Origin of the sequence: Mycobacterium sp. MOTT36Y (assembly GCF_000262165.1) — a bacterium.
Taxonomy (GTDB): Bacteria; Actinomycetota; Actinomycetes; order Mycobacteriales; family Mycobacteriaceae; genus Mycobacterium; species Mycobacterium intracellulare.
Map to the genome: position 1 here is coordinate 2,981,208 of NC_017904.1, position 13,478 is coordinate 2,994,685.

Sequence of the window (13,478 nt, forward strand, 5' to 3'; positions counted from 1 at the left end):
TTCAGGCGCCGGCGATGGTGGATGCCGAACGGCCGTCGGCGTTTTCGTCGGCCGCAGCGTAGGTGGTGCCGCGGGCGGGCCGCGTCCACAACACACCGCCCTGCGCGCTGGGGCCCGCGGCGATGAGCGCGCGTTTGAGGATCTTGTTGGTCGCGGTCGCGGGCAGCTGGTCGTTGATGCGCACGTAGCGCGGCCACGCCTTGGGCGACAGATCGGGTTGCGACGCCAGGAATCTCTCGAAATCGTCCGGCGTCAGTTCCGCCCCGGCGCGCGGCACGATCGCGGCCATCACCTGGTCGCCGACTTGGTCGTCGGGCACGGCGTAGACGGCGACCTGGCTGATGCCGGGCATCCGCGCCAGGATCCGCTCGATCGGTGCGGCGGCCAAGTTCTCGCCGTCCACCCGCATCCAATCGGAGGTCCGGCCGGCCAGGTAGATCCAACCGTCGGCGTCCCGGTAGGCCAGATCGCCCGACCAGTACATGCCGTGGCGCATGCGCTCGGCCGTGGCGCCCGGATCGTTGTAGTAGCCGGCGAACGGTCCCGCGCCCTGGGTGTTGACGAGTTCGCCGACGGCCTCATCGAAGTTGGTCAGCGCCCCGTGCGCGTCGAACGTCGCGACGTCACATTCGGTCAGTGTCGTCGAGTTGTAGATGCTCACCCCGGGGTAAGGCTTGCCGATGGAACCGGGCGGGGTTCCATCGTCTCGGACCACGATCACCGCGAACTCGCTGGATCCGAAGCTGTCCACCACCCGGCAACCGAAACGCCTTGCGAATTCGGCGATATCGCGATCGGTCGCCTCGTTGCCGAAGGCCACCCGCAGGGTGTTCTCGGCGTCGTCGGGACGCTCCGGGGTGGACAGGATCAACGCCAGGGGCTTGCCGACGTAGTTCAGGTAGGTCACGCGGTAGCGGCGCACGTCCTCGAGGAACCGCGACGGCGAAAACTTGGCCGGGACCATGGTGGCGCCGCAGCCGATGGCCACCGCCCACCCCGCGGCGACGCCGTTGGAATGAAACAGCGGCATCGCCAGGTAACACACGTCGGCGGCGGTGACGTCGTACTGGAAGATCAGGCTGGCGCCGCACATGATGGCCATCCCGTGCGCGAACCGGACCACCTTGGGGTCACCGCTCGTCCCCGAGGTGAAGATCATCATGAACGTGTCCGCGGCGGCGACCTCGCGGTGCGGGGTCAGCGGTGGCGCCGCGGTCACCGCCTCGGCGTAACTCGTCCCGTCCACGTCGAAAACCTGAATTCCGTTGAGATCCAGGCCCTCCAGCAGGGGCAGGTGATCGCGGTCGACCAGCAGGATCTGGCAGTCCGAGCGCCGGATGTCGGCGAGCAGCGCGGGTCCGCGGCGGGTCGTGTTGAGGCCGCACAGCACGTAGCCGCCCAGCGCGGCCGCGGCCATCGCCCGCAGCATGGCCGGTGAATTGCCCAGTGCGGCACCGACATGCAGCGGCCGGGTGGGGTCGGCGCGCGAGATCAGGGCAGCCGCTTCGGCCTCGGCTTCGGCGAGGTGCTCGCGCCAGGTCCACGTCTTCTCGCCGTGGGCGATCGCGGGGGTGTCCTCGTGCCTGCGCTGCCGCAACAGCTGCTGAACCGTCTCCGGCACCGTCTCACTTCCTCCGTGCTGTCATCGGGTCGTCATCACCAACCCGGCATAGTCGCGGGCCGCCACGTCGTCGCAGTGCCGACGGTAGGTACCGAACCCGCCGATGTAGGGCATGAAGACTCGCTTCTTGCCCTCGATGTTGGCGCCCAGGTACCACGACGATGCCGCCCGGGGAAACAGCGTCTGCTCGGCCGCTTCGGCCACCTGCTCGGTCCAGGCGACGGCGGCGTCACGGCTCGGTTCGACCTCGCTGACGCCGCGCCGCAGCGCGGCCCGCACCAGCTCGATGACCCAGTCGACCTGAACCTCGGCGTGCAGCACCATGTTCGCCAGCACCGACGGGCTGCCCGGCCCGCTGATCGTGAACAGGTTCGGCAGGCCCGGCACCATCAGGCCGAGGAAGGTGAGGGGGCCGTCGGACCAGATGTCGCGCAGCCACTCCCCCCGGGGCCCGCGCGGGTTGATCCGCGTCAACGCCCCGGTCATGGCGTCGAACCCGGTCGCGAACACCAGCACATCGCAGGGGTACGTCGCCGCGGGGGTCCGCACGGCGTCGGCGGTGATCGCCTCGATGGGCTCGCGGCGCAGGTTCACCAGCCGCACGTTGTCGCGGTTGAAGGTGGCGTAGTAGCCGTCGTCGGTGCAGATCCGTTTGGTTCCGATCGGGTGGTCGACCGGGATCAGGTCGGTTGCGACCGCGGGATCGGTGACGATTTCCCGGATCCGCTCCTCGGCGAACTTCCTGGCGACCTCGTTGGCCGACGCGTTGCGGGTCTGGTCGGGGAAGGTCTTCGCGAAAAGAACCCCGCCCTCGCGCCAGCGCTCCCACAGCGCCGCCGTCCGCTCCTCGGGGTCGGTGTCGACGGCGTTCTTGTGGTAGCTGCCGTGCGGCGTGCCCGCCGACGCGTAGGCCGAGGCGCGGCGCCGCTCGGGGTACTGCTCCTGGATCTGCCGCTGTTCGTCGGCCGACCAGGGCCGGTTGGGCATCGGGATGGTGTAGTTCGCGGATCGCTGGAATACGACCAGGTTTTCGGCCTGCGAAGCGATGATCGGCGCGACCTGGATCCCCGACGAGCCCGTGCCGATGAGCCCCACCCGCTTGCCGCGCAGCTCGGGATCCTCGCGCGGCCACGCGGCGGTGAAATACACCTCTCCCGAAAAGTCTTGCACGCCCGGGATATCGGGCCGGTTGACCGCCGACAGGCACCCGGTGGCGCACAGGAGGAACTGCGCCGCATGGCTTTGTCCTGTCGCGGTGTCGACCTGCCAACGCCCACCCTCGAAGGCCGCGCCGACGACGTCGACGCCGAACCGGTAGTGGCGGCGCAGGTCGAAGCGGTCGGCGACGTGCCGAAGGTAGGCCAGGATCTCCGGTTGGGCGGCGAAGCGTTCGCTCCACTGCCAGTCGCGCTGCAGCTCCTCGTCGAAAGAGTAGGAGTAGTCCACACTTTCGACGTCACAACGTGCGCCCGGATAGCGGTTCCAGTACCAGGTGCCGCCCACGTCGGGCGCCGCCTCGAGGGCCGTCACCGACAGCCCCGCCGAGGCGGCTCGGTGCACGGCGTACAGCCCGGCGAAGCCGGCACCGATGACGATGGCGTCGCTCATTTCGGTCATGCGGGCCGATACCTCAGCAACGTGATCCCGTCTTCGAGATCGCAGAACACCGGCTCCACCCGCATCCCGATCCGGATGTCGCCCGGATCTACGTCGACCAGCTCGGTGCTGAATTTCGGCCCGGCGTCCCACTGCATCACCGCGAGCAGCTGCGGCAGCGCGTCGGCCCACGGCGGACCGGTCGGCCGGCGGGCGATCGTGAAGGTGTACAGCGTTGCGGCGCCGTCGATCTCACGCCATTCCAGGTCGTCGGCCAGGGTCCCCGGGGCCAGCGTGCGCGGGTAGAACACGTGCCGCCGAAGAGACGGCGAGTACTGCACCAGGATCCGGTGCTGGGCCAGGCCGTCCCAGAACGGCCGGGAGACCGGCGTGGGCTCGGGGACGAGCGCATCGTCGCGGCGGGCCATCGCTAATCCCCCCGCAGGAGCAGCGCGACCTGCTCGCTCATGATGCCGCCGTTACCGGTCACGAACGCGGTGTGACAGTCGGTCACCTGCGCGTCGCCGGCGCGTCCCATGACCTGCCGCGCGCCGTCGACCACGTGGTGCATGCCGCCGGCCATTCCCGCCTGACCGAAGGACAGTTGGCCGCCGGCGGTGTTCAGCGGGAACTCCCCGCGATGGGTCAGATCGTGTTCGTTGATCCACGACATGCCTGTGCCTTTCGCGCAGAATCCGGCGTCTTCCAGGCTCATCAGCACCGTGATGGTGTAGCAATCGTAGATCGACGCGACGTCGACGTCGGACCGGGACAGCCCGGCCATCGCGAACGCCCGTTCGGCGGCGCGGGCGATGGGTGTGGACAGCAGGTCCTCGGCGTAGGTGGGGGTCTTGAAGGCGATGTGTTCGCCGAAGCCGGTGATCCATACCGGACGGTGACGGGCGCGGCGCGCGATGTCGGCGTTGGCGATCAACACCGCCGCTCCCCCGTGCACGCGCATCACCGTTTCCAGCATGTGGATGGGGTCGGCGATCATCGGGCTGTCCAGCACGTCGTTCACCGTGATGGGGGTGCCGTGGAAGACGGCGCCGGGGTGGGCGCACGCGTTGGTGCGTTGGTCGACGGCGATCTTGGCGACCGCGGCGGGGTCGTAACCGTATTCGGCCGCGTACCGCTGGGCGATCTGCGCGTAGGGCGCGTTTTGGCCCACGTTGCCGTAGGGGATCTCGAATTCGGCCTGCGGCGAGCCGTAGTTGTTCGAGGACGCCCCATACCAATTCGGCGCTGGAGCGGGCCGCCGCTCGGACCGGGGCACGGCCGCAGACCCGGGTACCACGGCCAGGGCGGCCTCGCAGACGCCGAGTTCGACGGCCGCCGCGGCCCGCCACACCATGCCGGCCGAGGTCGCCCCGCCCAAGTCGACCCGCTCACCGAAATCCAGTGCCAGGCCCAGGTATTCGCACAGGGTGGCCGGGGCGAACATGGCCGACTCGGCGATGCCGTGGGTCAGCAGGCCGTTGACACGACCCGGATCGACACCGGCGTCCTCGATCACCATCTTCGCCAGCCGGGCGTACTGGTCGAGGGTGAACATCGCGGGGCGGGTGGGGCGCCGTTCGGCCGGCAACTCGGCGATGCCGACGATCGCGGCCTCTCCCCGCAGCCCGCTCATGCCCGGGTCTCCCGCAGCGGCAGCGCGACGGTGGCGGTGCCCGGCATCAGCACCGTGTCGCCGCGCCGACCGGCGATATCCAGATCCACCAGTCCGTAGCCCCCAAACCCATTGTTGCCCAGGCGTTTGCCGGTGACCTCGCCACCGAAACTGAGCGCCTCACCGGGATAGGCGATCGCCCGGTTCTGCACCGAGAACGTCACCAGCCTGCCCCGCCCGCCGACCCAGTCCCCGAGGGCGCGGGCCAGCAGCGCCGCCTGCAGCGGACCGTGCACCAGCACGTTGTCGTATCCCTCGGTGTCGCGGGCCCACTCCTTGTCGTAGTGGATGCGGTGGCCGTTGTACGTGGCGGCCGAAAAGAAGAACATCTGGGTCTCGTCGACGGTCACCGTCAGCGTGGGGATGCGATCGCCCACGGCGATGTCGTCATAGAAGACTTGCTGGTCGGTCACGATGCTCCTAGGGGCGGGCGATCATCGACGTCGACGCTTCGGCCAGCAGGTCGCGATCCTGGTTGCGGTACACCGTGTGCCAGGTGACGAGGACGAATCTGCCGGAGCGGCCCCGCTTTTCGACGATCGAGGAGATGGTGCGGACCATGTCGATTTCGTCGCGGTGGTAGGCCGGCAGGTGAAAGGTGAAGCTCTCCCCGCCGGCCATCCGCTTGGGGGCGCGGGGAAACGCGAGGCTGCCGGAGACCGCGCCGGAGGATCCGTCGGGGCGCAGCGACTCCAGCCGCGACACCCCGAGGACCGCGTACTGCAGGTACAGCGGCGGGCAGATGATGTCGCGAAAGCCGTTGGCGCGGGCGTAGTCCGGATCGAAATACAACGGGTTGTCCTCGCCGACGGCGGCCGCCCACCGTTGCCAATCGCGCCGGTTCACCTCGCCGGTCGCCGAGGCGGCGACCGTGCCCACCCGCGACGCCGACTCGGCGTCGATCAAGCTGTCCTCACTCACCGGCGCTCCCTTCTCCCATGGTCTCCCGAAGCCACGACGCCGCGACGTCGGCGCCGCCGCCGAGCGTCGCACCGAGGCGGGCCCGCTCGCTCCACAGATGCAGGTCCGTCTCGGTGACATAGCCCATCCCGCCGTGCAGCTGATGGGCGTCGAGCGTGATCAGCCGGGCCGCGGTTGCCGCGTGCATGCGGGCGATGGCGGTCTCCCTGCTCGCGGTGCGGCCGCGCCCCAGCCAGAACACCGCCGCGTGCGCCGCCAATCGCGCGGCCGCCAGGGCGATGTGCATGTCGGCGATCAGATGCTGGGCCGCCTGAAACGAGGCGATGGGCCGGCCGAACTGGTGACGCAGCTTGGTGTAGTCGACGGTGCGGTCCAGCACGGCCTGGCCGACCCCGACCAGGTCGAGTGATCCCAGCGCCACCGCGGTGTTGGCCAGCCGGCGCAATCCCGGCACGGTGACGCCGTCGAGCACGGCGTCACCGGCCACGACCGCGTCGTCGAAGCGCACGGTGAACGCCCGGTGCCCGCCGACCATGTCGAGCGGCTCGACGGTCACACCGCCGCCGTGCGCGTCGACGAGGAAGACCAGCGGGCGTTCGGCTCCGCCCCGCGACGAGGCGGCCGATACCACGATGAGATCGGCGACATCGGCGTCGGCGACGTAATCCGCGGTTCCGTTGAGCCGCCACCGATTCGGATCGGGATCGGCGCGCAGCGCAGGGGCGACGAGCGCGGCGTCGCGGGCGTTCCAGAGGGCGGTGGTGGCGCGGACGCTGCCGCACGCGAGCGGGGGCAGCCAAGCGGCCTTGGCCTCCGGGGAGCCGAGCTGGTCGACGGCGAGGGCGGCGTGCACGGTGCTGTGCACGGTCGTCGGGCACAGGGCGCGGCCGGCTTCGGTGTAGAACACGGCCAGGTCGCCGAGTGAGCCACCGGCACCGCCGTACTCCGCGGCGACGGCCAGCCCGAAGACCCCCGCGTCGGCCACCGCCTTCCACAGCGCCGGCGTGCGCCGGTCCGCGCCGGGCTCGTCGAGGGCGCGCACCTGGCTGACCGGGTTCTCGGCGGCCAGCAGGGCGCGTAGCGCCGCGGCGAACTCACGCTGCTCGGCGGACGGGATCGTCTTCATCGGTGGTGTGCGAGGCTTCGGTCAGCGTCCATAGGAGGGCATCCCGTGCCCGCGCTGGGCGATGATGTCGCGAAGCACCTCATTGGTGCCCCCGCCGAAGCGCATCAGCGGGGCGGCCCGGTAGAGCCGCTCGAATTTGCCGGCCAGCGGGGCCTGTTCGCTGCGGTGGGCCAACAAGCCGTCCGGGCCGAGGAGATCGAGCGCCAGGGCGGCGATGCGCTGGCGCAGCTCGCTGGTGAACACCTTCTCGACGCTCACCTCGACGGTCGGAATGACGCCGCTGTCGAGGATCGAGGCCGCCTCGTAGCCCATCAGCGTGGCCACCGTGACGTCGGCTTCGGCCTGCGCCAGCCGGCGGCGAAGCGACGGGTCGTCGGCGGGCACCGTCCCGTCGCGGCGCGGACTGCGCGAAAGTTCGTGCAATTCCTCGACGGCGCGGCGCAGGTCTCCGGCGTTGGTCAGCGCGCCGCGCTCGAGGTCGAGCGCGCCGGTGATGTAGGTCCAGCCGCGGTTGACCTCGCCGACGAGGTTGGTGGCCGGCACCCGCACGTCGCGGAATGCCACCTCGTTGGTGCGGTAGCCCGACCACGCGTAGAGCGGGCGGATCTCGACGCCGGGGCTGTCGATCGGCACGATGATGACCGAGATGCCGCGGTGGCGCGCGGTCGTCGGATCGGTACGGACGCAGAGCCATTCGTGCGTGGCCCGCTGCGCGCCGCTGTTCCAGATCTTGGTCCCGTTGATCACCCATTCCTCCCCGTCGCGGGTCGCCGTGGTCCGCAGGCTCGCCAGGTCGGTCCCGGCCTCGGGCTCGGAATAGCCGACCGCGCAGATCATTTCGCCCCGGGCGATCGGGGGCAGCCACTCGCTCTTGTTCCGCTCGGTGCCGTGACGCATGATCATCGGCGCCACCGACGTGACGGTCAGGTCGGGTCCGGGCACGCCCCAGTACTCGAATTCGCTCATCAACAGGTGCAGGTGAATGGCGCCCAGGCCCAACCCCCCGTACTCGCGCGGCCAGTTCAGCCCGAACCAGCCCTTGGCGCCGATCTTGCGGCGGAACCGCGCCACCTCGCCGTCGAGAATCTCCAAGTCGTGCGCGGCCAGCTCGGCGCGCAATGCGGGGGTGACGTTCTCGTGCAGAAATTCGCGGACCTCGGCCAGCCAGGCGCGCTGCCCGGCGTCGAGTTCGAAATCCATTCCGGCGCCTATGCCTTTCTCGGAGCGTCGATGCCGTTACACCGAGCAGCGCCAGCGTAACGCCGCCGCAAGTTCGCGCGTGGCATTCTGCCGCGCATCGGTCGCGAACGGCCGGGGTCGCACTGTAAAACCGCTGTCAAACTCCCGTTAAAACCCGTCGACGCTCTGGCGGATTCGGCCGCGGGCTGCGAAGATTTTCGGATCGGTTGGTCGACGCGGACCAGGCCCTCTGCCCCAGCCCGAGGGAGAAATCATGCCCACTGTTGAGACGCGCCTCCGCGAGGACTTGCGCAACTACGCCGTCGAATTGAGACAACTGGCGTACACCCTTCCCCTGGGCGTAGGCGAGCACAATCTTCTGCAGCTGTCCGATCGGATGCGCGCCGCGGCCGACCAAGTGGTCCGCAAGGGCGCCTGACGCGCGAGCGATCAGCCGCCCTTGAGGCGGATCTTCCAGCGCACGAAACCCAGATAGACGGCGCTGATGAGCGCCAGCATGCCGACGTCGAACCACCACCTGGCCGGCGTGTGCTGCCAGTGCGAGTCCTTCGGGGTCAGCGGCCCGGGCACCAGCTTGGTCAGGTCGGCGGTGGACGCCGACGCCGCGAATCCCCACCGGGCGGGCGTTGCCCAGGCCATCTGATCCAGCCCTACCCGGCCGGTCACCGGGATCATCCCGCCGGAGAACACCAACTGTGACATCACGGCCACCACCAGCAGGGGCATGATCTGCTCGTTGGACTTGGCGACGGCCGACAGCGCGAGCCCCAGCATGGCGGAGGCCACGCACGTCAGCGCGACGTCGACGAACAACTCGAGGCCGGGCTTGCCCAACGCCACCGCGCCCTGGGTCGGCGCGCCCTTGCCGAGCACCGCGATGATGGTCACGATCGCCGACTGGACGATCGCGAAGACCGTGTACACGCACACCTTCGCCAACAGGTACGCCGACGTCGACAGGCCAACCGCCTGCTCGCGCAGGAAGATCGCGCGTTCCCCGATGAGGTCGCGGATGGTCAGCGCGGTACCCATGAACACCGCGCCGACGTTCAGCAGCACCAGGATCTGACCCGGCTCGTTGGGCGCGGCGCCCATCGGGTTCGGGATGCCGAAGCCGACATCGCCGGGCACCGACATCGACAGCGAACCCATGATGAACGGCAGCAGCGCCAGGAACACGAAATAGCCGCGATCCGAGACGATCAGCCGCATCTGGCGCCGGGCGATGGTGGAGAACTGCCGGAACAGGCTGGTGTGTGAGGGGTCGCCCAGTTCGGCGGGTTTCTCCGCCGGCGGCGGCGCCGGGGGCGGGCCCGTCCGCGCCAGGTAGCGCTCCCGGGAGCCGTCGGGATCGTTGGCGACGGTGCTGAAGATGTCGGCCCAGTTGGTGGTGCCCATGGCGGGACCGATCTGGCCGGGCGGCCCGCAGAACGCCGTCTTGCCGCCGGGGGCGAGCAGCAAAACCTGATCGCAGACGTCGAGGTAGGTCAGCGAGTGGGTGACGACGAGCACCACCCGGCCGGCGTCGGCCAGCTGCCGCAGCATGGTCATCACCTGCCGGTCCAGCGCCGGATCCAGGCCCGACGTCGGCTCGTCGAGGATCAGCAGCGACGGCCCGGTGAGCAACTCCAGCGCCACCGACGCGCGCTTGCGCTGGCCGCCGGAGAGCTTGTCGACCCGCGTGTGCAGGTGCTGGGTCATCTCGAGTTCCTCGAGTACCCGGGCCACCACCTGGGCGCGGTCGTCCTTGGTGGTGTCCGGCGGCAGGCGCAGCTCGGCGGCGTACATCAATGCCTGCTGCACGGTCAGCTGGCCGTGCACCACGTCGTCCTGCGGCACCATCCCGATGCGGCTGCGCAACGAGGCGTACTCGGCGTGGACGTTGTGGCCCTCGAACGCCACCGTGCCGGTGCTCGGGTGCGTGTACCCGGCGACCAGCCGGGCGAACGTCGATTTGCCGGCGCCGGACGGCCCGATGATCGCGGTCAGCGTCCCGGGCAGGGCGGTCAGCGAGATGTTGTCCAGCAGCGTCTTGTTGTTCTCGATCGTCCAGGTCACCCCGCGCACGTCGAGGCCGCCGGTGCGCGTCGCGGTGGCGGTCTGGTCGCGTCGGGCCAGGGTGCCGCCGGCGAAGACCAGGTCGATGTTGCCGATCGTGACGACGTCACCGTCGTGCAGCACGGCCGAATCGACGCGGGCGCCATTGACGAAGGTGCCGTTGATGCTGCGGTTGTCGTGGATCTCGGTGCCGCCCGGCGCCGGGATCAGCGTGGCGTGGTGGCGTGACGCCAGGACCTCGGGGATGACGATGTCGTTGTCGTTGGCGCGGCCGATCGTGATCGCGCCCGGCGTGGACTCCAGCCCGGCCCTGCCCGGCCGCAGGATCTTCATCATCGACGTGGCGATGTTCGACGAGTCGCCGCCGATGCGGCCCGTCTGGGACGCCGCCGGCTGCGCGGTGGTGGGCGGGGCCGCGTGCACCGCCGACGGCGCCCGGTAGATCTGCGGCGCGGGCTGGGGCGCGCTGGGCGGCGCGGCCAGGGGGCCGCTGGTCGGGAAGCGGGTCTGCGGCCCCGACGGATGGCTCGGGGTCGGGCCGCTGGGCGGCTGGCTCGCGAGGGGTCCGCTCGGTGAGTGGCTGGGCTGCGTGGCGGTGGGCGGATGCGCCGGGTGGCGGAACGAGGCAGACGCCGGCTGCTGAGGCTGGGCGGAAGGTTGCGTGCCGCTCGGGGGGTTCTGCGGCGCTCCCACGAGGGGCGCGCCGGGCGTGCTGACGATGGGTATCGACGTCGTCAGCGGCGGTCGCCCGGCCGAACCCTGGTGGCGGCCGACCTCGAAGGTCAGCACCGGGCCGTCGGGATTGCCGACGTTGACGCGCATGCCGTCCTGGATGTCGATGACCGGGACGCGGCGGTTGTTCGCGTACAGACCGTTGAGGCTGCCGTTGTCGACCGCGACCCATCGGCCCTGGTCGTACCGCACGATCAGATGGGTGCGGGAGATCAGGGGGTGGGCGACGCGGACGTCCGCGCGAAGGTCACGCCCGATCACGACGTCGTTGCCTGCCGCGAAGGTGCGCTCGGCTCCCTCGTACCGCACGGTCAGCGCAGGCGGGGCTGGTGGGCTCATCAGGACCAACTGTAACGGCAGCGCCGCGAGTTGGGCACCCGGCGCAACGGAATACGGCCGCCGGCCGTCGAATCAGCCTGCGGCACAATTACTTTCGTCGGCTTCAACCGGCCGCGGCGGCGCTGCGCAGGCGGCGCACGTTCCGGACCTTACTCCGGACCGCGTCCCCGGCGGGGGTGACGTCCTTGACGAAATCGCCGAGGTATTTGATGGCGCGCCTGCCCTCCGGCAAGATGTCGGCGGCCAACGGGAAGTCGTGGATCTGCCCGTCCCACAGGTGCAAATCGCATCGGACCCCGCTGGCTTCCAGGCGCTTCGCCATCAGTTCCGCATCGGCGAGCAACAATTCGTCCGAGCTCGCGTGAATGGTCACCGGCGGCAATGACGACAGGTCGGCATCCACGGGCGAGGCGACCGTGGACTCGCCCCGGCCCTCCACCGCCCGGGCGTCGCCGAGGTACTTAGCGAACCGCGAGAACGCGCTGCGGGTGAACATCGAGCACTTGCGGGCGTTGCGGTGCTTGAGTTTTCGTGCCGGGTCCGTGTCCGTGAACGGCGAGATGGTCGCGACCCCGGCCGGCTCCATGATGTCCTCGCCAATCGCCGACAGCGTGGTCATGAACGCCAGGTATCCGCCGGCCGAGTCGCCGGCCACGACGATCCGGTCGCCGTCGTAGCCGCGGTCCTGCAGCCATCGCAGGCCGCTGATGCCATCGTCGATGGCGTCGGTGATCTGATGTGCGGGCAACTTCCGGTAGGCGACGGCGAGCACGGCGGCGTCGGCCTCCTTGGACAGGCGGGTCACCATTGAGCGGTGCGTGTTGAGGCCGCAGGTGAGGAACGCGCCGCCGTGCAGGTACAGGATCGCCCGGTCCCCCGAGGCGCCGGGAGCGCGAACCCACTCCGCGGCGCAGTGCTCGAGACGCACCGGTTCGGTGTTCGCCGCGGAGCCCAGACGGGGAAACATCCCGGCAAAACTGTCGACGTACTCCAGCGGCCAGTGCAGGTTGGGCGTCATGGCCCAGGCGCGGACCGCGTTCTTCACGATGAGCCGGCTGGCGAGCGAGACGGCGACCGACTGGGGGCTATGCCGATGGTGCATGCGCCGCGTCGTCGCCACGCTCGGCAGTATGCGGGCCGGATCGATTGTGCTCACTGTGTCATCAACTCCTAAGTGGACACCGGGTACCCGGCATACCGGTCGATCCAGCGCTCAGCAAACGTCGCGTAGGTCACTGTTTGCCACCGGCAGAGATGGGTACCACCCGTTGATCGTCGATCGCCGCCGTCGCGCGCCCAGAATGGGTCCGGACCGGCTGTGGCCGGGGCGTCGCGTGGCCCAAGATATGAGCGATGACACACGCAGAGCATTCGGGCCCGTTGCTGGCCGACCGGGTCGCGGTCGTGACCGGCGGCGGGGGCGGCATCGGCGCGGCCACCGCACGGCTTTTCGCCCGCCACGGCGCGCACGTCGTGATCGCCGATATCGACGGCGAGCTGGGCGGCGTGACCGCCGACGCGATCACGGCGGCCGGCGGATCCGCCCGTGCGGTCGTCACCGATGTCCGGGCGCCGGACCAGGTCACCGGCCTGGCCCGGACGGTGCTCGACGAGCACGGGCGGGTCGACGTGCTGGTCAACAACGTGGGCCACTGGCTGCGCCACCCCGGAAACTTCGTCGACACCGACCCGCGGCTCTGGGATGAGCTCTACCGGATCAACCTCCACCACGTCTTCCTGCTCACCCGGGCGTTCCTGCCCGCCATGGTGGACCGGCACGCCGGTGCGATCGTGAACGTCTCGTCGGTCGAGGGGCTGCGCGGCTACCCGGAGGATCCGGTGTATGCCGCGTTCAAGGCGGGGCTGATCGCCTTCACCCGCAGCCTCGCCGTGCAGGTGGGCAACCACGGCGTGCGGGTCAACGCGATCGCCCCCGACGTCACCGAGTCCCTTCAAGTGCCCTACTCGCAATGGCTGTCGCCCGAGGAGCACACCCAATGGCCGCGGTGGGTGCCGGTCGGGCGGATGGGCCAGCCCGAGGATCAGGCCCGCGTGATCCTGTTTCTGGCCTCGGGCCTGTCGTCGTTCGTTACGGGCCACACCATCGCGACCGATGGCGGAACGGGCGCGGCCGGCGGATGGTTCCGCTCCTCACGCCGGCCGGGCCGCGAGTGGACGAATCGGCCGGTCGACCCCTGAGACTCCTTGGCAAA

12 protein-coding genes are annotated in these 13,478 nt (G+C 70.0%); 2 read left to right on the plus strand and 10 right to left on the minus strand.

Going from position 1 to position 13,478, the window contains the following annotated elements; translation table 11 throughout:
* Position 1: 1 nt before the first annotated feature.
* Genes fadD1 through W7S_RS13745 form a run of 8 tightly spaced genes read right to left on the minus strand, consistent with a single transcriptional unit; the run spans position 2 to position 8,136 of the window.
* Positions 2-1,621, minus strand: a complete 1,620-nt coding sequence (gene fadD1, locus W7S_RS13710; protein ID WP_014711740.1) for a fatty-acid--CoA ligase FadD1 — start codon at positions 1,619-1,621, stop codon at positions 2-4.
* 21 nt (positions 1,622-1,642) lie between these two features.
* On the minus strand, positions 1,643-3,238 hold the full coding sequence (locus tag W7S_RS13715) for an NAD(P)/FAD-dependent oxidoreductase (RefSeq protein WP_014711741.1): 1,596 nt from the start codon (positions 3,236-3,238) through the stop codon (positions 1,643-1,645).
* On the minus strand, positions 3,235-3,645 hold the full coding sequence (locus tag W7S_RS13720) for a Zn-ribbon domain-containing OB-fold protein (RefSeq protein ID WP_014711742.1): 411 nt from the start codon (positions 3,643-3,645) through the stop codon (positions 3,235-3,237). Before W7S_RS13720 ends, W7S_RS13715 begins: the two co-directional genes overlap by 4 nt.
* A 2-nt stretch (positions 3,646-3,647) precedes the next feature.
* Positions 3,648-4,850 (minus strand): thiolase family protein, encoded by a 1,203-nt coding sequence (locus W7S_RS13725; protein ID WP_014711743.1) that lies wholly within the window; start codon positions 4,848-4,850, stop codon positions 3,648-3,650.
* Positions 4,847-5,302 (minus strand): MaoC/PaaZ C-terminal domain-containing protein, encoded by a 456-nt coding sequence (locus tag W7S_RS13730; RefSeq protein ID WP_014711744.1) that lies wholly within the window; start codon positions 5,300-5,302, stop codon positions 4,847-4,849. Before W7S_RS13730 ends, W7S_RS13725 begins: the two co-directional genes overlap by 4 nt.
* 7 nt (positions 5,303-5,309) lie before the next feature.
* Positions 5,310-5,810, minus strand: a complete 501-nt coding sequence (locus W7S_RS13735) for a MaoC family dehydratase N-terminal domain-containing protein (RefSeq protein WP_014711745.1) — start codon at positions 5,808-5,810, stop codon at positions 5,310-5,312.
* Complete coding sequence (locus W7S_RS13740) at positions 5,803-6,936, minus strand: acyl-CoA dehydrogenase family protein (RefSeq protein ID WP_014711746.1); 1,134 nt, start codon at positions 6,934-6,936, stop codon at positions 5,803-5,805. The genes W7S_RS13735 and W7S_RS13740 overlap by 8 nt, the downstream gene beginning before the upstream one ends.
* 21 nt (positions 6,937-6,957) lie before the next feature.
* Positions 6,958-8,136: an acyl-CoA dehydrogenase family protein gene (locus tag W7S_RS13745; RefSeq protein ID WP_014711747.1), complete on the minus strand. Its 1,179-nt coding sequence runs from the start codon at positions 8,134-8,136 to the stop codon at positions 6,958-6,960.
* Positions 8,137-8,389: 253 nt separating this feature from the next.
* Here W7S_RS13745 and W7S_RS27175 point away from each other — a divergent pair, with 253 nt between their 5' ends.
* On the plus strand, positions 8,390-8,554 hold the full coding sequence (locus W7S_RS27175) for a hypothetical protein (RefSeq protein WP_008257199.1): 165 nt from the start codon (positions 8,390-8,392) through the stop codon (positions 8,552-8,554).
* Between the two features lie 11 nt (positions 8,555-8,565).
* On the opposite strand, the gene W7S_RS13750 is transcribed toward W7S_RS27175, so the two are convergent.
* Positions 8,566-11,265: an FHA domain-containing protein gene (locus W7S_RS13750; RefSeq protein WP_168160322.1), complete on the minus strand. Its 2,700-nt coding sequence runs from the start codon at positions 11,263-11,265 to the stop codon at positions 8,566-8,568.
* Positions 11,266-11,368: 103 nt separating this feature from the next.
* Positions 11,369-12,367, minus strand: coding sequence for an alpha/beta hydrolase (locus tag W7S_RS13755; RefSeq protein WP_176476840.1), 999 nt, complete (start codon positions 12,365-12,367; stop codon positions 11,369-11,371).
* Positions 12,368-12,618: 251 nt separating this feature from the next.
* On the opposite strand from W7S_RS13755, the gene W7S_RS13760 reads away from it, so the two are divergent.
* Positions 12,619-13,464, plus strand: a complete 846-nt coding sequence (locus W7S_RS13760) for an SDR family NAD(P)-dependent oxidoreductase (protein ID WP_014711750.1) — start codon at positions 12,619-12,621, stop codon at positions 13,462-13,464.
* The last annotated feature ends 14 nt before the right edge of the window (positions 13,465-13,478 follow it).